Origin of the sequence: Microbispora sp. GKU 823, from assembly GCF_002027145.1 — a bacterium.
GTDB classification, from domain to species: Bacteria; Actinomycetota; Actinomycetes; order Streptosporangiales; family Streptosporangiaceae; genus Microbispora; species Microbispora siamensis.
In genome coordinates this window covers 24,801-41,728 of the sequence record NZ_MWJN01000080.1, presented here as the reverse complement: position 1 = coordinate 41,728, position 16,928 = coordinate 24,801, and the positions used below count along the sequence as shown (strand labels likewise).

Annotated in this window: 13 protein-coding genes and 2 pseudogenes; 6 read left to right on the top strand and 9 right to left on the bottom strand. The window is 71.6% G+C overall.

Annotation, left to right across the window (positions count from 1 at the left end; translation table 11 throughout):
- Window positions 1–60 precede the first annotated feature (60 nt).
- The gene (locus B1L11_RS32045; protein WP_079319116.1) at window positions 61–2,982 is read left to right on the top strand and encodes a Tn3 family transposase; all 2,922 of its coding nucleotides are present in this window, start codon (window positions 61–63) and stop codon (window positions 2,980–2,982) included.
- Window positions 2,983–2,995: 13 nt separating this feature from the next.
- Here B1L11_RS32045 and B1L11_RS32040 read toward each other — a convergent pair whose 3' ends face one another.
- Together B1L11_RS32040 and B1L11_RS32035 are read right to left on the bottom strand one after the other, a co-directional pair.
- A complete protein-coding gene (locus B1L11_RS32040) occupies window positions 2,996–3,655 on the bottom strand; it encodes a recombinase family protein (RefSeq protein ID WP_079319115.1) in 660 nt (219 codons plus the stop codon).
- A 319-nt stretch (window positions 3,656–3,974) separates the two neighbouring features.
- The gene (locus tag B1L11_RS32035) at window positions 3,975–4,514 is read right to left on the bottom strand and encodes a MarR family winged helix-turn-helix transcriptional regulator (protein WP_079319114.1); all 540 of its coding nucleotides are present in this window, start codon (window positions 4,512–4,514) and stop codon (window positions 3,975–3,977) included.
- 108 nt (window positions 4,515–4,622) lie between these two features.
- Between B1L11_RS32035 and B1L11_RS32030 the strand changes: the two genes are divergently transcribed.
- The 3 genes from B1L11_RS32030 to B1L11_RS32020 are packed head-to-tail and all read left to right on the top strand — an operon-like array spanning window position 4,623 to window position 6,410.
- The gene (locus B1L11_RS32030) at window positions 4,623–5,036 is read left to right on the top strand and encodes a nuclear transport factor 2 family protein (RefSeq protein WP_079319113.1); all 414 of its coding nucleotides are present in this window, start codon (window positions 4,623–4,625) and stop codon (window positions 5,034–5,036) included.
- Between the two features lie 59 nt (window positions 5,037–5,095).
- The gene (locus B1L11_RS32025; RefSeq protein WP_079319112.1) at window positions 5,096–5,536 is read left to right on the top strand and encodes a winged helix DNA-binding protein; all 441 of its coding nucleotides are present in this window, start codon (window positions 5,096–5,098) and stop codon (window positions 5,534–5,536) included.
- A gap of 19 nt (window positions 5,537–5,555) precedes the next feature.
- Window positions 5,556–6,410: a haloalkane dehalogenase gene (locus B1L11_RS32020; protein WP_079319111.1), complete on the top strand. Its 855-nt coding sequence runs from the start codon at window positions 5,556–5,558 to the stop codon at window positions 6,408–6,410.
- 487 nt (window positions 6,411–6,897) lie between these two features.
- Here B1L11_RS32020 and B1L11_RS32015 read toward each other — a convergent pair whose 3' ends face one another.
- Together B1L11_RS32015 and B1L11_RS32010 are read right to left on the bottom strand one after the other, a co-directional pair.
- Complete coding sequence (locus B1L11_RS32015; protein ID WP_079319110.1) at window positions 6,898–8,136, bottom strand: WD40 repeat domain-containing protein; 1,239 nt, start codon at window positions 8,134–8,136, stop codon at window positions 6,898–6,900.
- A gap of 316 nt (window positions 8,137–8,452) precedes the next feature.
- A complete protein-coding gene (locus B1L11_RS32010) occupies window positions 8,453–9,331 on the bottom strand; it encodes an alpha/beta fold hydrolase (RefSeq protein WP_079319109.1) in 879 nt (292 codons plus the stop codon).
- 140 nt (window positions 9,332–9,471) lie between these two features.
- Here B1L11_RS32010 and B1L11_RS32005 point away from each other — a divergent pair.
- Window positions 9,472–11,476 (top strand): annotated as a pseudogene (locus B1L11_RS32005) (BTAD domain-containing putative transcriptional regulator).
- Between the two features lie 28 nt (window positions 11,477–11,504).
- On the opposite strand, the gene B1L11_RS32000 reads toward B1L11_RS32005, so the two are convergent.
- Complete coding sequence (locus B1L11_RS32000) at window positions 11,505–12,293, bottom strand: AraC family transcriptional regulator (RefSeq protein ID WP_143737694.1); 789 nt, start codon at window positions 12,291–12,293, stop codon at window positions 11,505–11,507.
- Between B1L11_RS32000 and B1L11_RS55375 the strand changes: the two are divergent.
- Window positions 12,292–12,666, top strand: a pseudogene (locus tag B1L11_RS55375) (SDR family oxidoreductase); the annotation flags it as partial. The gene B1L11_RS32000 and the pseudogene B1L11_RS55375 overlap by 2 nt on opposite strands.
- Window positions 12,667–12,890: 224 nt before the next feature.
- Here the strand turns inward: B1L11_RS55375 and B1L11_RS31990 are convergent.
- The 4 genes from B1L11_RS31990 to B1L11_RS45820 all read right to left on the bottom strand — a co-directional run bounded on the left by B1L11_RS31990 (window position 12,891) and on the right by B1L11_RS45820 (window position 16,898).
- Window positions 12,891–13,751 (bottom strand): pentapeptide repeat-containing protein, encoded by an 861-nt coding sequence (locus tag B1L11_RS31990; RefSeq protein WP_256863070.1) that lies wholly within the window; start codon window positions 13,749–13,751, stop codon window positions 12,891–12,893.
- A gap of 297 nt (window positions 13,752–14,048) precedes the next feature.
- On the bottom strand, window positions 14,049–15,599 hold the full coding sequence (locus tag B1L11_RS48850) for an SDR family oxidoreductase (RefSeq protein ID WP_218671449.1): 1,551 nt from the start codon (window positions 15,597–15,599) through the stop codon (window positions 14,049–14,051).
- A gap of 116 nt (window positions 15,600–15,715) precedes the next feature.
- On the bottom strand, window positions 15,716–16,633 hold the full coding sequence (locus B1L11_RS31975) for a cell wall metabolism sensor histidine kinase WalK (protein ID WP_079319106.1): 918 nt from the start codon (window positions 16,631–16,633) through the stop codon (window positions 15,716–15,718).
- A 70-nt stretch (window positions 16,634–16,703) separates the two neighbouring features.
- Window positions 16,704–16,898: a hypothetical protein gene (locus B1L11_RS45820; RefSeq protein WP_143737692.1), complete on the bottom strand. Its 195-nt coding sequence runs from the start codon at window positions 16,896–16,898 to the stop codon at window positions 16,704–16,706.
- Window positions 16,899–16,928: the final 30 nt, after the last annotated feature.

Below are 16,928 nucleotides of genomic sequence, written 5' to 3'. Positions count from 1 at the left end.
GTGGGCCATTGTGCTTGATCGTGTTCGTGTTGGAGACGGTCGGGTGGGAGGGCGGATCGGGTGCGGCGGGAGTGGGAACCGGAAGAACTGATCGCGGCGTGGACGCTGCTGGACGGCGACTGGGAACTGGTAGGGAACAAGACGGGGGCGACTCGTCTGGGTTTCGGCCTGATGCTGAAGTTTTTCGAGCAGGAGGGGCGGTTCCCGCGGCATGTGGGTGAGCTGCCCAAGGTCGCGGTGGACTACGTGGCCGGCCAGGTGAAGGTCGAGCCGGCATTGCTGGCGGAGTACGACTGGTCGGGCCGATCGATCGAGCGGCACCGAGCCCAAGTGCGGGACGCGCTGGGGTTTCGGGAGTCGACCCGAGCGGATGAGGACGTGCTCGCCGAGTGGCTGGCGGACAAGATCTGCCCGATGGTGTTCACGGACGAGAGACTGCGGGCTGCGCTGCTGAGGCGTTGCCGGACGTTGAAGATCGAGCCGCCGGGGCGGGTGGACCGGATCGTGGGCGCAGGCCGGGCTCGGTTCGAGCGGGAGTTCTGCCTGCATGTGCTGAACGGGTTGTCGGCGGATTCGGCGCGGTCGCTGTGGGAGCTGGCCACGGGTGCGGATGGGTTCCTGCTCGAGCTGAAGTCCGACCCTGGACGGCTGGGGCTGGAGACGCTGCTGGAGGAGATCGTCAAGCTGCGGCGGGCCAAAGCGTTGGGACTGTCGGCGGATCTGTTCGGCGGGTACTCCGACCGGCTGGTGGCCTCCTGGCGGGCGCGGGCGATGGCCTCGCATCCGTCGGACTTCGCGGCGAACCAGCCGCCGGTCCGGTTGACGTTGGTGGCCGCGTTGGCGTGGTCGCGGACGACGGAGATCACCGACGCGCTGGTCGATCTGTTCATCGGCCTGGTCTCGAAGATCAACACGCGGGCTGAGCGGAAGGTCGAGAAGGCGATCGAGGCCGAGGCCAAGAAGGTGCATCGCAAGACCGAGAAGCTGTTCTCGATCGCCGAGGCGTCGCTGCGGGCTCCGGAGGGCACGGTCCGGCAGGTGGTGTTCCCGGCGGTGCCGGGCGGGGAGGCGACGCTGCAGGCGCTGGTGGCCGAGGCGAAGGCGGACGCCGGGGCCTTCAAGGCGCGGGTGCGGACAGTTCTGACCAGTTCCTACACTTCCTACTACCGGCGGATGCTGCCCAAGCTGCTGGCCGCGATCGAGTTCAAGTGCAACAACACCGCCTACCGGCCGGTGATGGACGCCCTGGACCTGCTGCAGCGCTACGCCGACATCCCGAACACCACCCGCCACTACGACGCCAGCGAGAGCGTGCCCATCCAAGGGGTGGTGCCGGATGGCTGGCTGGAAGCGGTCGTCGACGACAACGGGGTCATCGAGCGGGCCTCCTACGAACTGTGTGTGATCGTGTCACTGAAGGACGCGCTGCGCCGCCGCGAGATCTACGTGGCCGGCGCCCGCCGCTGGCGCAACCCGGAGGAGGATCTGCCGGCCGATTTCGAGGACAACCGGGACGTCCACTACGAGAACCTGCGCCAGCCGCTGGATGCCGACGTGTTCATCGCCACGTTGAAGGAGGCGATGCGCGCCTCGATGGCGGCCTGCGGCCAAGCGGTCAATAGGAACAAGTCCGGCGGCGCGAAGGTGAAGACGCACCGCGGTGAGCCGCGGTGGCACATCCCCGACCTGGGCAAGCTGAAGGTCCCGGAGAACCTGCGGGCGCTGCACACGGAGGTCGCCGCCCGCTGGGGGATCATCGACCTGCTGGACTTCTTGAAGGAGTCGGACTTCGTCACCGACTTCACCGACGCGTTCACCACGGTCGCGACCAGGGAGGTGACCCCGCGGGAGGTGATCCGCAAACGGCTGCTGCTGGTGCTGTACGCGCTCGGCACGAACGTGGGGATCAAACGGGTCGCCGACGGCGGCCGCCACGGCGAGACCGAGGCGGCCCTGCGCGCGACCCGGCACCTGTTCGTCAACCGCGACAACCTCCGCGCGGCGATCGCAACCCTGGTCAATGCCACCCTGAGGATGCGGGATCCATTGTGGTGGGGCAACGGGACCGCGTGCGCGTCAGACTCGAAGAAGTTCGGGTCGTGGTCATCGAACCTGATGACCGAGTACCACGCCCGCTACGGTGGTCCCGGCGTCATGATCTACTGGCACGTCGACCGTAAGTCGGTGTGTGTCTACTCCCAGCTTCGGACCTGCAACGCCTCCGAGGTTGCCGCGATGATGGAGGGTGTGCTGCGGCACTGCACCGACGCCACCATCGATCGCCAGTACACCGATAGTCATGGCCAGTCGCTGGTCGGGTTCGCGTTCTCGCACCTGCTGGGGTTCAAGCTGCTGCCGCGGATGAAGAACATCGCCCGGCAGAAGCTGGTGAAGGCCGACGCCGACGACCAGGTCCCGTCCTGCCTGACCGGCATGGTGGCCGACAAGCCGATCGACTGGGAGATCATCGCTCAGCAGTATGACCAGATGGTGAAATACGCCACCGCCCTGCGGCTGGGCACGGCCGAGGCCGAGCAAGTGCTGCGACGCTTCACCCGCGGCGGCCCCAAACACCCCACCTACAAGGCCATCGAGGAACTCGGCAAGGCGGTCAAGAGCGTGTTCGTCGCCGAGTACGTCGCCTCCGAGGGGCTGCGCCGCGAGATCCACGAGGGCCTGCAGGTCGTGGAGAACTGGAACTCGGCCAACACCGACCTGTTCTACGGCAGCGCCGGCACCATCCCGGGCAGCGACAAGGAGCATCAGGAGGTCTCCATGCTCAGCCTTCACCTGCTCCAGTCGGCGCTCGTCTTCATCAACACCTTGCTGGTTCAGTCCGTCCTCAAGGACACCGCCTGGCAGAAGAAGATGACGGACGCCGACAAGCGAGGACTCTCGCCGCTGTTCTGGTCCAACGCCAACCTGTACGGCACGATCGACATCGACATGGGCCGCCGTCTCAACCTCGACCTGGTCGCCTGACCCTTCCCGTCGATCACGCCGATGCCCGAGCCTGGACGCCCTGGCCGGGCAGCAGGTCGGCCAGGGCGGTTCGCACGGCCGCCCGGCTTACCCCATGAGCCCGTGCCAGGGCCGCGATCGACGTGCCCTCCCCGAAGGCCGCCCGCACGTCCTCGCGCCGGTCACCGTCCAGCGCGGGCGGCCGGCCGCGGTAGCGGCCTTCGGCCTCGGCTGCGGCGATCCCCTCGACGGTGAGCTCGTTCTGGATGTCACGCTGGAACTGGCCGACGGCGGTGATCACGTTGATGATGACGGCGGTGGTCGCGTCGCCTGCGGCCAGATCGTGGAAGTTCGACAGCGGTCCGGACAGGACGCGCAGGGCGACGCCGCGGGCCTGACACCAGTTGCGGACGGCGTGGATGTCGAGCAGGTCGCGGCAGAGCCGGAACAGCTCCGAGACCGTCAGGGTGTCGCCGGGGTGCGCCCTGGCGGCGATCTTGCCGAACGCGGGCCGGTCGAGGGCGGGGATCTTGGAGGTGGTGGCGGGGTCCTCGAAGAGGAGGACGCCGTCGGCAGGCCGGAATCCCTCGGCGACACCTTCGGTGCGCACAAGAAGGCCGGCCTCAGTGAGGATGTGGCGCTGCCGCAGCAGGGACTGGGCCGCGGTGGAGACGCGGGAGTAGACGATCTGCACCGGACTCTCCTCGGAAGGGTTGGAGCCCGATCTTCCTGTCGGAAAATCCTGTCGTCAATTCGTGTGCGGAACCGGCCATCTGACGTCACGGTTCGTCACTCGATGCCCGGTTTTCCAGAGGACTTGCGGGGCCCGATCAGAGGGTGTCGTTAAATCTTCTAATCCCGACACCTCGGCGGCGACCCACATCATGATCAAGACCTTCTGCTGGAGCGAGGGACCTTCCGAGGAGCGCCGGTGCGTGATCAGACTGCACGTCAAGCGCCTGTACGGCACAGCCCTGGGCATTTCGGGGGCATAGGGATGCCGGCATTGATCTCTACCTGGGGCCAGCCATGGAAGGGGCAGGAGGGTGGGGGTTAGGAGACCGGGGCTCCGGTGCGTGCATGTGGTGGTCCAGCAGGCGAGTGAGTAGCTGGACGAGCTGGTCGCGTTCGGCGGGAGCGAGCGGGGCGAGCAGCTCGTCGTGGAGGTCGTCGAGGACCTGGTCGAGGCGGCGCAGGCGCCGGCGGCCTTGGGCGGTGATCGTGATGACGTTGCGGCGGCGGTCATCGGGATCCGGCGTCCGTTCGATGAGGCCGCGCTCGGCCAGCTCGTTGAGTACGCCGACCATGTCGCTGCGGTAGATGCCGGTGCGCCGGCTCAGCGTCGCCTGGCTGCCCGGGCCGTGCTCCTGCAACGAGGCCAGCACGGCGTAGTGCCACTTGCGGGCGTCGACCTTGGCCAGTCCGTCGTTCACCAGCCGGTCCGACTGTGCGGTCAGGCCGGACAGGAGGCGGCTGGCCCGTCGGCGCAGTCTGTCCGGCGTCTTCGTCTCGCCGTCGTGCGGCATGTCCGAGGCGTCGGCTCTGCTGGTCATGCCGCCGATCTTACCTCCTGTTGCGTTCGCCCCACTAACGATGTAGCTTCGTTCACATCACAAACGTTTGGCACATAAACGTTAATTCAACTAATGGAAGAGGGCACTGTGTCCACGAACACCGCGGTCGCCGACCGCATCGAGATCGCCGATCTGTTCGCCCGCTTCGCCCGCCTGCTCGACGAGAAGCGCTGGGCGGATGCGCACACTGTCTTCGCCGACGACGTGGCGGTGCACTCGCCCCGTGGAGGCGAACTGCGCGGCATCGACAACGTCGTCGACTTCATGCGCAAGAGCGAGGTCGAGGGGCAGCAGGCCCAGCACCTGACCACCGACCTGCTGGCGGAGATCGACGGCGATGAGGCCGCCGTCTCTGCTTACTCGCTCGTGTTCTACTACCGCGACGGCCAAGCGCCCCACTTCACCGGCGGGCTGCGCATGGGGGGCATCGCGGTGCGGACGCCGGCGGGCTGGCGATTCCGTGAGCAGCGGATCACCCCCCTCTGGACCCGCGCGAGCTGATCCGCGAAGCCCGACCGTTAATCAGACAAACGTTCTATTTCGCTGGATTGGATGGAGTCATGGCACCCACCCTGCCCTTCGGCACCGCGCTCATCGGCCAGACCGAGAAGACCCTCAACGCGATCCTGGAGCGTCAGCTCGACGGGACCGGCATCACCGAACCCCAGTGGGTCACGCTCACGCTGACCTCGGTGAGCGGCGGGACCATCGACCGCGCCGAGCTCATCGGCAAGGTCAGCAAGGCCACCAAGTTCAGCGAGGCGTCCGTGGCCGAGCGCATCGCCGAGTTGACCGCCGCGGGCCTGCTGAAGGACGGCGGCGAAGGCGGCGACGTGCAGGTCAGCGAGGCCGGTCAGCAGCAGTGGACGCAGGTGCGCACCGCGCTCGGCCCGATCATCCAGGGGCTGTGGGGCGACCTGCCCGCCGAGGACCTCACCGTCGCGGCCCGCGTGCTCAACACCGTCCTGGCCAGGGCCAACGGCGTGCTGTTCGCAGGCTGAAGACAAGGAAGCGCCCATCATGCCCAGCATCGACGTCCTCGACTCGACGATTCACTACGAAGACCACGGCAGCGGAGCCACCGTCGTCTTCCTGCACGGCAACCCCTCCTCCTCCCACATGTGGCGCACGATCCTCCCGCTGGTCGGCGCGGGACGGCTGATCGCCCCTGACCTCATCGGCATGGGCCGCTCGGGCAAGCCGGTCGGCGACTACCGGTTCGCCGACCACGCCCGCTACCTGGACGCCTTCTTCGACGCCCTCGGCCTGGACGACATCGTGCTCGTCGGCCACGACTGGGGCGGCTCGCTCGCCTTCGACTGGGCGGCCCGAAACCCCGGCAGGGTGCGTGGCGTCGCCTTCTTCGAGACGATCGTGCGGCCGATCGACTCAAGCGAACTCTCCGAGCAGGCCCGCGCCCACACCGCGCGGTTCCGCACCGCCGAGGGCGAGGCGCTGGTGCTCGACACGCACCTCTTCGTCGAAGCCGCCTACACCGGGGGAGTGCTGAACCCGCTCGGCGCCGAGGACCTCGACGTGTACCGCCTGCCGTACCCCACTCGAGAGAGTCGCCGCCCCCTGCTGAACTGGACCCGGTCGCTGCCGATCGACGGCGACCCTGCCGATGTGACCGCCAGGATCAGCGCGTACGGAACTTGGCTGGCCGACAGCCGGGATGTCCCCAAGCTCCTGCTCACCTTCGATTTCTCACCCACGCTGCTCATCACTCCGGAGGTCGCCGCCTGGTGCAAGGACAACGTCGCGGGACTGCAGGTCGAACACTGCGGCCCAGCCGGGCACCACGCGGCGGAGGACCAGCCCGAAGCGATCGCCGCGGCGATCGCCACCTGGCTGGACCAACAGAACCTCCGATAGCCCGCCCCATCAGGAAGCCGTTCGAGCCGGCGGAGAATCGAGACGCGCAAGGAGCCGTTCTCCGGCAGGGCTGGACTGAAGCCGCCGGGATCCCGTCTGATCATCGTGATCGGGCGGGATCCCGGCGTTCAGGGGATTCCCCACTCGGGTTCACCTACCGAGGGGGACCTCCCCGCCGGATCGACGACGACCCGCTACCTGCCACCGCCAGAGCCGGCCGCTACAAGAAGCAGTTCCCCATGATCAGAGTCCGGTCCCTGCAAGACGCCGCCGCGAGTTGTCACTGGGGATCCCGGTGCGGCTAACCGCCACGTCCACGTGGCCGCCGACCGTGCACCCGGCCTACCACCGCCAGCACGGCGCCCGCGACAGCGACCCGTTCTTCGTCCACCCCGCGCACGAACACGGTCAAGCAGAAGGCCCACCCAGTCAGTCACATTCACCGCTCCGAAATGATCACGAACCGCAATCGTGATCTCTCACTCCGCTACCTGACGGCTGGGGACATGTTCGGGAGCGGAGGGCCATGTCCGGGAAAATGGCCTTCTCGGCCGCCGAGGCCATGCGAGCGAAGTCTGGACGGTGCTGCTGGGCCGGCTCCCGTCCGCCTGCGGCCGACGGGAGCGGAGGCGGCGAGCGGTCGATGTGCGCGGACGTCCCAGAGCTGTAAGGTGCCGGACTCTCCCGTTGCGGCGAGGAGATCGCTTCGCGGGGAGAAGCCGATGCCGCCGATCGCCTCCACGGCGCCGTGCAGCACCGGTGACACGGGGGTCGGTCCCTTGGTGTCCCAGAGGAAGACGCGTCCCATGTAGCCGCCCACGGCGATGAGATCGCCGCCGGGGCTGCCCGTCACGGCTCTCGGCGGAAAGGGCACCTTGATCGACTGGCCGGAGGTGGCGTTGATGAGCCCGTGGTCGGTGACGATCGTCCGGCCATCGCGCTCGATGAATACGATGCCGCCGTTGTCGTCGACTCTCATCTGTCCGATCGAGCGCCCGGTATGGGTGTCCCACTCGAGCAGCCGAGTCCGTGTCGGTCCCGGGAAGTTGTCGTTGCGGCCCAGATCGGCCGCCAGCATCCGCCCATCCGGTGTGAACGCGATGCTGTCCACCAGGAGGCCGGCCGGTGCCCGGTAATCCCACAGTGACCTGCGGGTGGCGACGTCCCAGACCCGCAGCCGTTCTTGGGTCGTGTCGGCGGTGACCAGAGTCCGGCCGGCGGAGTCGACGCCCATCACCCCCCAGTCGGTCGTGCCCGGGAGCGACCCGGCGAACCGGCGTCGCCGTACGTCCCAAATCCGGATCGGAGCGCCGTCGTCCTGCACAGCCATCCAGCGGCAGTCGGGGCTGAGGCTCGCCGTGGAGACCTTCCCCTGCGGGCGGACCGACGCGGCGCGCACCCGGATGTCCAGATCGACCACCTTGTCGGCGAGCAGGTAGTGCACTGTGTGCCCATCGGGATCCAGGCGAGGGTCCATGACCTCGTCCTCGGCCCGGTAGCCGAACACCTGCCGCTGGTCGGAGACCCGCCAGACGTGGATGTCGCGGCCGGCGAACCCCAGCAGGAACCGCCCGTCCGCGCTGAAGCGCAGCCCGCTGTAGTGGGCATGGGCCGGTTCGTCTCCGCCGTTCTCCGTCCATGACCAGGTGTCGCCGTCGCCGTGGTAGGGCAGGCGATGAACGGCCTCGGCCCGCCCAACTCGGCCGCGATCACCGGCGCGGTACAAAACGACGCCACCCGCCGCGCGGCCGCCGCCTCCCGGCCGAACCGCTCCCGCAGCTCGGGATCCGCCGCGGCGTCGCCGTGCAGCACCTTGACCGCCACCCGGCGGCCCTGGCCGTCGTACGCCTCGTACACCACACCCTGACCGCCCGCGCCCAGCCGCCCCGACAACCAGTACCCCCCCAGCCGCTCCGGATCCTCGGGCAGCAGCGTCCCCGCCATCGATCACCCCTCCACCGGGATTGGACGCCGACGGGCGCGAAAGGGTTCTGCCCTTGGCCGGGCCTGCGCGGGCGGTGGCCCACTGTACGGGTGACCGGTCAGCGGGTGAGAAGGGCGCGCAGAGCCCCGGCGACGCCGGCCGGGTCCTCCTCGGCCATGAAATGCCCGGATTTGACCGTCGTGTGCACCAGGTCGGGGGCCCAGGCGCCCCACAGCGCCACGGCGTCGTACCCGAGGGCGGCCCCCCAGTCCTGCTGGAGCACGGTCACCGGCATCCGCAGCCGGTTCCCGGCCTCCCGGTCCGCGCGGTCGTGGTCCACGTCGATTCCCGCCGACGCGCGGTAGTCCGCGACGATCGACGGCACCGCCGTACGGCAGGCGTCCAGGTAGGCGGCGCGCACGTCGGCGGGGATCGCCCCGCGGTCGACGGTCCAGACGTCAAGGAAGTGGCCGAAGAAGGCGTCCGCGCTCGCGCCGATCATCCGCTCGGGCAGGCCGGGCGGCTGGGCCATCAGGTACAGGTGGAATCCGACGGCGGCCCCGGCGCCGTGCATCACCTCCCACATGTCCAGTGTGGGCAGCACGTCGAGGCAGGCCAGGTGGCTGATCGCCGCCGGGTGGTCGAGCCCGGCGCGGAAGGCGACCAGCGCGCCCCGGTCATGTCCGGCCAGCGCGAACCGCTCATGTCCCAGCGCGCGGGCCAGGGCGACGATGTCGGCGGCCATCGTGCGCTTGGAATAGGTCTCGCGACCGGCGTCGGCCGGCTTGTCGCTGGCGCCGTAGCCGCGCAGGTCGGGACAGATCACGGTGTGGTCGGCGGCCAGGTCGGCGGCGACGTGCCGCCACATCAGGTGGGTCTGGGGGAAGCCGTGCAGCAGCACGACCGGGCTCCCCGACCCGGCGACGGCCGCGTTCAGTGACACACCGTCGGCGACCGGCACGCGGAGGTAGTCGAAACCGGGAAGTACAGGCGCCATCACGCGCCCCCTTTCTGCAGTGCGGGATCAGATGCCTCCAGGCTGCCGGGCGTGAATGAGCATCCGATCAGCGCGCTACCGTGGCAGTTGCGTTGGCAGTTGCTTTGACCTGGGGGAACGCGCGGAAAGGGGGCCGCAGGGTGGGGATCGCGTTCGGAGTGCTGGGGCCGGTGACAGCCTGGGACGGCACCGGCGGCGCGATCGCCCTGAAGGGGCCGCGGCACCGCGCGGTGCTGGCCCGGCTGATCGTCGCGCGCGGCCGCGTCGTCCCGGTCACCCGCCTGATCGACGACCTGTGGGACGAACCGCCGGCGGGCGCGGTCGGGGCCGTGCGGACGTTCGTGGCGGCGCTGCGCCGCGCGCTGGAACCCGACCGGCCGCCCCGCACCCCCCGCACGGCTGATCGTCACCGAGGGACCGGGGTACGCGCTGCGGGCCGGCGCCGACGCGGTGGACGCGTGGCGCTTCGAACACGCCGTGGCCGCCGCCACCGCGCTGCCGCCCGAAGACGGACTCGGACGGCTGGAGGAGGCGCTGGGGTGGTGGCGCGGCCCCGCCTACGCGGAGTTCGCCGACCAGGACTGGGCCCGCGCCGAGCGCTCCCGGCTGGCCGAGCTCCGGCTGCACGCGGTCGAGCGCCGGGCGGAGATGCGCCTGGCCCTCGGACGGGCGGCCGAGGCGGTGCCCGACCTGGACGCGCACGCGGCTGGGCACCCCTGGCGGGAGGAGGCCTGGCGGCTGCTCGCGCTCGCGCTGTACCGCAGCGGGCGGCAGGGCGACGCGCTCGCCGTGCTGCGCCGGGCGCGGGCGTTGCTGGTGGACGAGCTGGGCGTGGATCCGGGCCCGGGCCTGCGCCGGCTGGAGGCCGACATCCTGCGCCAGGCCGATCATCTCGACTCCTCCGTGCAGGGCGTGGCCGAACGCGTGTGGGCCCAGGCCACTGCCGCCTACGACCGCACGGTCGCCTCCGGGGCGCGGGCCCGCCTGGAGTCGACGGCAGGACTGCTGCGCGACCTCGCCGTGACCGGGGGCGGCGGCTTGCGGGCGGCGCGCGAGCATCGCGTGGCCGCGATCGAGGCGGCCGAGGAACTCGGCGACGCGGAGCTGACCGCCCGGGTGATCGGCGCCTTCGACGTTCCCGCCATCTGGACCCGGTCCGACGACCCCGGACAGGCGGCGCGGATCGTCGCGGCGGCCGGGCGCACGCTGACCGCGCTGGCCGCCGATAACGAGGCCGATCACGAGGCGACCGGTCACGAGGCGGCCCGGGCCCGCCTGCTGGCCACGATCGCGCTGGAGTCGCGCGGCGACCGCTCCGGCCACGGGCTGCGGGCGGCGCGGCGGGCCGAGGAGATCGCCCGCCGCCTGAACGACCCCGCGCTGCTGGCGTTCGCGCTGAGCGGCCTGTTCATGCAGACCTTCCACCGCACGGGCCTGGCCGCCCGCCGCGACGAGATCGGCGCCGAACTGGTGGATCTGTCCGCCCGGCACGGCCTGGTCACCTTCGAGGTGCTCGGGCACCTCATCCGGATGCAGGCCCGGTCGGCGCTCGCGGACTTCACGGCCGCCGACGCCCACGCCGCCGCCGCCGAACGCCTGGCCGTACGGCACGAGCGGCCCCTGGTGGGCGTGTTCACCGCGTGGTATCGGGCACTGCGCCTGGACGCGACCGGGCGGGCGCCGGTGGAGGAGACCGAGGCCGCCTACCGGGACGCCGCCGCCCGGCTGGACGGCGCCGGCATGCCCGGCATGGAGCGCGGGCTGCTGCCGCTCGCGTTGCTGTGCCTGCGCCTGCGGCACGGGCAGCCCCCGCCCGACGTCGAACATGCCGACTGGGGGCCGTACGCACCGTGGGCCCGGCCTCTGGTGCTGCTGGCGCGTGACCGCCGTGCCGAAGCGGCGGCGGCGCTGCGCGCGCTCCCCGAGCCGCCCCGCGACCTGCTGACGGAGGCCCTGTGGTGCCTCGCCGCCCGGGCGGCGCGCACGCTCGGCGACCGTACGACGATGGAGCGCGCCCGCGCCGCGCTGCTGCCCGCGGCGGGCGAACTGGCCGGGGCGGGCAGCGGCGTGCTGACGCTCGGCCCGGTCGCCGCGCACCTGGACGACCTCACCGCCGCCCTCGGTCACGGGGCGAGCCGGTCGTGAGCCTGCTTTCTTCTTGCGGAATCGTCGGTCAGCAGGGCTGGAGGGAGGGTAAACGGCCCGCGAAGAAGGCGGCTGGAGGCACCCCCATCAGGGTGCGGAACTCGGCGGCCATGTGGGACTGGTCGTAGAAGCCGGCGGTCGCGGCGAGCTGCGCCCAGCGCGCGGTGTGGGCCCTGCCGCGGGCAAGCACCCGGCGCACGCGTTCGATGCGCTCGACGCGCTTGGGCGGCACGCCGATGCCGTCGCGGACGAGATCACGCAGATGACGCTCGCTGACGGCGAGTCGCCGGGCGATGGCGGCGATGGGCTCGCGCTGGTGCCCGGCCTGGTCGCGCAGGGCTTGCGCGGTTGCGCGTACCAGCTCGCCGCGGGCCAGGTCCGCGTTGGACCGGGCGGTGATCCGGGCCGGCAACGCCGTCTGAAGGCGCCGCAGGACGCGCCCCACGTCGTCTCCCGACCCGGTCGGCGCGGCGGTCAGCCCTGCTGCGCCGTCCCACAGCTCCTCGAGGTCGACGACCCGGTCGACCAGCTCGGTCATCGGGACTCCGAGCAGGAGCCGGGCGGCGCCGGGACGCAGCCTCATCCTGAGGCAGACCGGGAAGTCCTTGCCCACATGGTAGGAGGCGCGGGTCCGCGGGCCGACCACCAGCAACGCGCTGCGCCGCGCCGATGTCGTCCGGAAGACCAGCGAGGTGTCGGCGTCGGGAACGTGGACGAGCGGCGTCCGCCCAGCCGGCCCACAGGCCCTCAGAGATGTGATCTCGCTGACCAGCCACCGCAACGGGACCGGCACGGTCATCGGGACTTCGAGGGGCATGGCCTCACGTTACCCAGCGGCGTTCGGCACGCCGACCGTGCCGAAAGTTCCTATGGATCACGGCACCTGCGCTGCCATGGTGGTGACCATGATCCTCGTGACAGGTGCGACGGGCACCATCGGCAGTGAGACGGTCCGGTTGCTGGCGGCCATGGGTGAGCGGGTGCGGGCGATGACCAGGGACCCGGCGGCGATCACGCCGCAACCGGGCGTGGAGGTCGTGCGGGGCGACTTCGGCGAGCCCGGTTCCCTGGCGCGGGCGGCGGACAAGGCGGAGGCGCTTTTCCTGCTCAGCGCCCCGGGGCCGCGGCTGGTCGAGCATGATGAGGCGATGCTGGCCGCCGCGTGTGCCGCCGGTGTCGGCAAGGTGGTGAAGGTGTCGGCCATCGGCACGGGCCAGAACACCGAGGCCGGGGTCGCGGACTGGCACCTGCCGGGAGAGCGGGCCGTACAGGCGAGCGGCCTGCGGAGGACGTGGAACGCGTGCTCGGTCGTCCGCCCCGTACGTTCTCCACCTGGGCATACGATCACCGCGCCGCGTTCGCCTGAATCCCGGGAAGACGGCCGGGCTTCCGGCGTGTGCCGGCGGGCCGGAGGCTATGCGCGCCGGCGGCGGGGGCGCGGGCGGCGGGCGGGGGCCCTGACGGCGACCGCCTCGGGGCGGGCCGCCGGGCCCGACCAGTGCGCCGGACGGGTGAGGGCCGGGGGCAGCTTCGTGGCGTCGTCTCCCCTGGCCGCGTTCACCTGGGCCTGGGTGAGGAAGACGCTCCCCGTGAGGTCGGCGCCGCCCAGGTCGGCCCCGCGCAGGTCCGCCCCGATGAGGTCGGCGCCGCGCAGGTCGGCTCCTCGAAGATCGGCGCCGATGAGGTAGGCACCCCTCAGGTTGGCTCCGCGCAGGTCGGCCTTCCTGAGCCGGGCGCCGATGAGGTCGGCTCCCCTGCGGTCGGCGGCACGCCCCCCGGCCGACGCCCGCACCAGCTCGCTCGTCCGCAGCAGCAGCACGTTGACCTTCTCACGGTGGGCGGCGACGTCCACGCCCAGCAGCTCGTCGGGGGTGCCCATGGTCAGGCGTTCGGTCTCCTCGAACGCGCCGCGCAGGTCGGCGTGGATCGGGCGGGTCACCGGCAGGGACATCGCCTCGTCCAGGTACCACAGCAGCTCGTGCAGGTGCCGTACGACGGGGAAGACCTCGAACATCCGCGCCGCGGTCCGCGGTTCGTCGCGCCAGCTGCGCCCGAAGGTGACCTGCGAGACCTTCTGCCCCGCGCCGAAACAGTCGTAGACGGTGCAGCCGGGAAAGCCGCTGTCCCGCAGACGCGCGTGGATGCCGCAGCGGAAGTCGTCCTGGAGGTTGGGGCACGGCCGCCCGGCGTCCTTGCTGATCGCGAAGTCGGCCGAGGCGGCGAAGGGCAGCGCGACGCAGCACAGCCCGAAGCAGTTCGCGCAGTCGGCCCGCAGGTCGGCTGGTCCGCCGGGGCCTGAGCCGGTCGGGGCGTCCGTGCGGGCGTCCCCGTGGTCGTGCGTGTCGGGCAACGTGCCTGCTCTCCTCGTGTCCGGTGGGCGCCGCCGGGCCGCTCGCCGTCCCGGCGCCCAGCTAGAACGTATCCCACCGCACGAGCGCCGGGCGTACTCGCCCAGGCCGGCCATCTGCTCGGCGGTGAGTAGGACGGCGCCCGCCAAGGCCGGCTCCGCCTCCAGGACGGCGGTGAACATCTGCCGCCGGCCCGTGAGGTGGCCGCCGGAGGGGGACACGGGTCACACGGCCACGCGGCCGCCGTCCACGTGAAGGGTCGTCCCATGGATGAAGCTCGCCCGCGGCGAGGCCAGGAACACGATGGCCTCGGCGATCTCCTCAGGGCTCGCGGGGCGTCCGGCGGGCCCGCCCAGTGCGAGGCCGTCGAGGTCCCCGCCCATGGAAGCGGTGCCCTCGGTGCGCGTCGGGCCGGGACTCACCGCGTTGACCCGCACGCCTCGGGGGCCGAACTCCGCCGCCCAGGACTTCGTCAGGAGCACCACCGCGGCCTTGCGCGCCCCGTACAGGCTCCTGCCGGCGAGGCCGAACTCCGCGACCATCGTGGACACGTTGACGATCGCGCCGTGGCCGCGCCCGGCCATGGCCGGGGCGAGTTCGGCGACCAGGAAGTACGGAGCCTTGACGTTCAGGTCGAAGACCGCGTCGAAGTCCCGCTCACTCGTCTCGGCCGTGGGCCCGAACGGGTAGATCCCGGCGTTGTTCACGAGCACGTCCACGTGCCCGAGCAGCGCGGTCGCGCTCCTCGCCAGGGAACGCGCCGACGCCTCGTCGCGGAGGTCGGCCCGCACGAAGTGGGCCTCGCCGCCCAGGGCGCGGATGTCCTCGACCGCCTCCTTCCCCATGTCCCGTCGCGGCCGGACAACACCGCCCGGGCGCCGAGCCGGGCCGGGCGGGCTCTGGGCGGGCGCGGCGGTCATCCCGGCCGGTCGTCGCCCGGGTCGCCGAAGCCCGCGATGAAGTCGGCCAGGTCGCGGCGGCGCGACGTCGCCGGCCACACCGCCCAGGTGCGCCGGATCAGCGGGTGACCGGCCAGGGCCGACCATGCGACGGCCGGCGGGAGCGGCTGCGGCCACCCCGGCGGCGCCAGCGCGAAAGCCCTGCCCGCGCTGACGGCGGCGAGCTTGACCTCCGCGATCAGCTCCTGCCCCTCGGGGGGCGGCGGGGCCGAGGTCCAGACCGTGGCCGCGCAGGATCGCGGTCAGCTCGTCGAACCAGGCGGGGCTGCCGGAGCGCGGGAAGCCCACCCATTCCAGCCCGGCGAGCGCCTCCAGGCGGATGCCGTCGGGACCGCGCAGCTCGGCGGCCCGCTCGGCGGCGAGGAGCACGCCGAGCCTCTCCCTGGACACGAGCATCGCGTCGAACTCGTGCCCGGCGGGACGCTCCCGGAGCAGGCCCACGTCGAGCTCGCCGGCCTGCAGCGCGGCCACCTGCGCCGCCGTGGACAGATGGCGGGCCTGCACGCGGGTGCCGGGGTGGGCCACGGCGAGTTGCTCCAGCGCCGGTCCGAGCAGGTCGGGCGGCAGCTCAAGGGGAATCCCCACCCGCAGGTCCCCGCCGTCCCCGCTCGTATACGCGGCCATCGTCCGCAGTGCCCGGTCGTGCCGGGCGAGTACGGCACGCGCCTCGGCGAGCAGCGTCATCCCCGCCTCGGTGGGCCGCACTCCGGCGCTGCTGCGGACCAGCAGTTTCACCCCCAGCCGGCGCTCCAGCATGCCGACGGTCTGAGACAGCGCGGGCTGACTGATGTGCAGCCGACGCGCCGCGGCCGACATGCCCCCTCCTCGGCCACCACGACGAACGCCCGCAGTTCCCGCAACTCCATGCCGCCCATGGCATCACACCTGGCGGGAGCGGCGCGGCGCGAGCCCCGACGTCAGGTCCGGGCGGATCACGGGCGGCGGCCCGGCGAGAGCGGCAGCCGCAGGACGAAGCACGCTCCGCCCCATACGGACTCCTCGACGTGGAGGCTGCCGTCGTGGGCGGAGGCGATGCCGCGAGCGACGGCCAGGCCGAGGCCGACGCCTCCCCGGTCCCGGCTGCGGGCGGCGTCCAACCGCGCGAAGCGGTGAAAGATCCGCTCGCGGTCGGCCAGGGCGATGCCCTCTCCGTCGTCGGCGACCGTCAACTCGGCGCCGTCCCCCGCGCGGCGCAGGCCGATCCGTATCGTGCGGGCGGCGTGCCGCCGGGCGTTGTCGAGCAGGTTGCCGATCACCCGGATGATCTGCTCGGGATCACCCTCGACGGTCACTGCGGGGTCGAGCCGAAGACGGATGTCGTGCCCGTCCATCCGCCGGGCGGCCTCGGCCCGGACCAGCGCCGTGAGGTTCACCCGCTCCGCTCTGCGGGGGGCGGTCCCCAGCCGGGTCAGCAGGAGCAGGTCGGTGACGATGCCCTGCACCCGGTCGAGGTCGTGCAACGTGTGGCCGAGGAGGTCGTCCAGATCGGTCTCGTCCGGGTGCAGCTGCGCCTCCTCCAACCGCGTGCGCAGTGCGGCGATGGGGGTGCACAGTTCGTGCGAGGCGTCGGCGGCGAACTGACGCTGCCGTTCCCGGGCGCGTTCGGCGCGATCGTCGGCCTCGCGCAGCCGTTCCAACGTCCTGTTGACGGCCCGGGCGAGCCGGGCGATCTCCTCGCCTCCGCCTGTCTCGCAGACCCGGGTGCTCGCCTCCCCGAGGTTGATCGCGTCCAGTTCGAGACGGAGGGACGCCACCGCGCGCAGTGACCTGTCGCCCGCTCGCCGGGCCTTCACGGCCGCCGGGATCACGATCAGGAGGGCGTCGGCGACCCGCCGGCGCGGATCCTGCATAGGCGGCCGGCGAGTGCCCGTATGTGCCCGTTGCCGCCGCGAAAGGTCACTGTCATGACCGCGCTCCTGCTCACCACTGGTCGTACTGTCGGGGAGACGAGTTCGCGGCCCGCGGATGCGGGCCGTCGAGCGCGGTGTCGCCCGGCGTGGTGTCGGCCCTTCCCCGCACCGGCGTGGTCGCGGCCGCGCCGGGCGGCCGTCGGGTGGTCCCGGCGAAGGATTGGACGATTTCGTCCAGTTTGTGGTGGTATGTCGGAGTTGTCAAGGTGTGCCTCCGGTATGGCTCCGGCGGGGC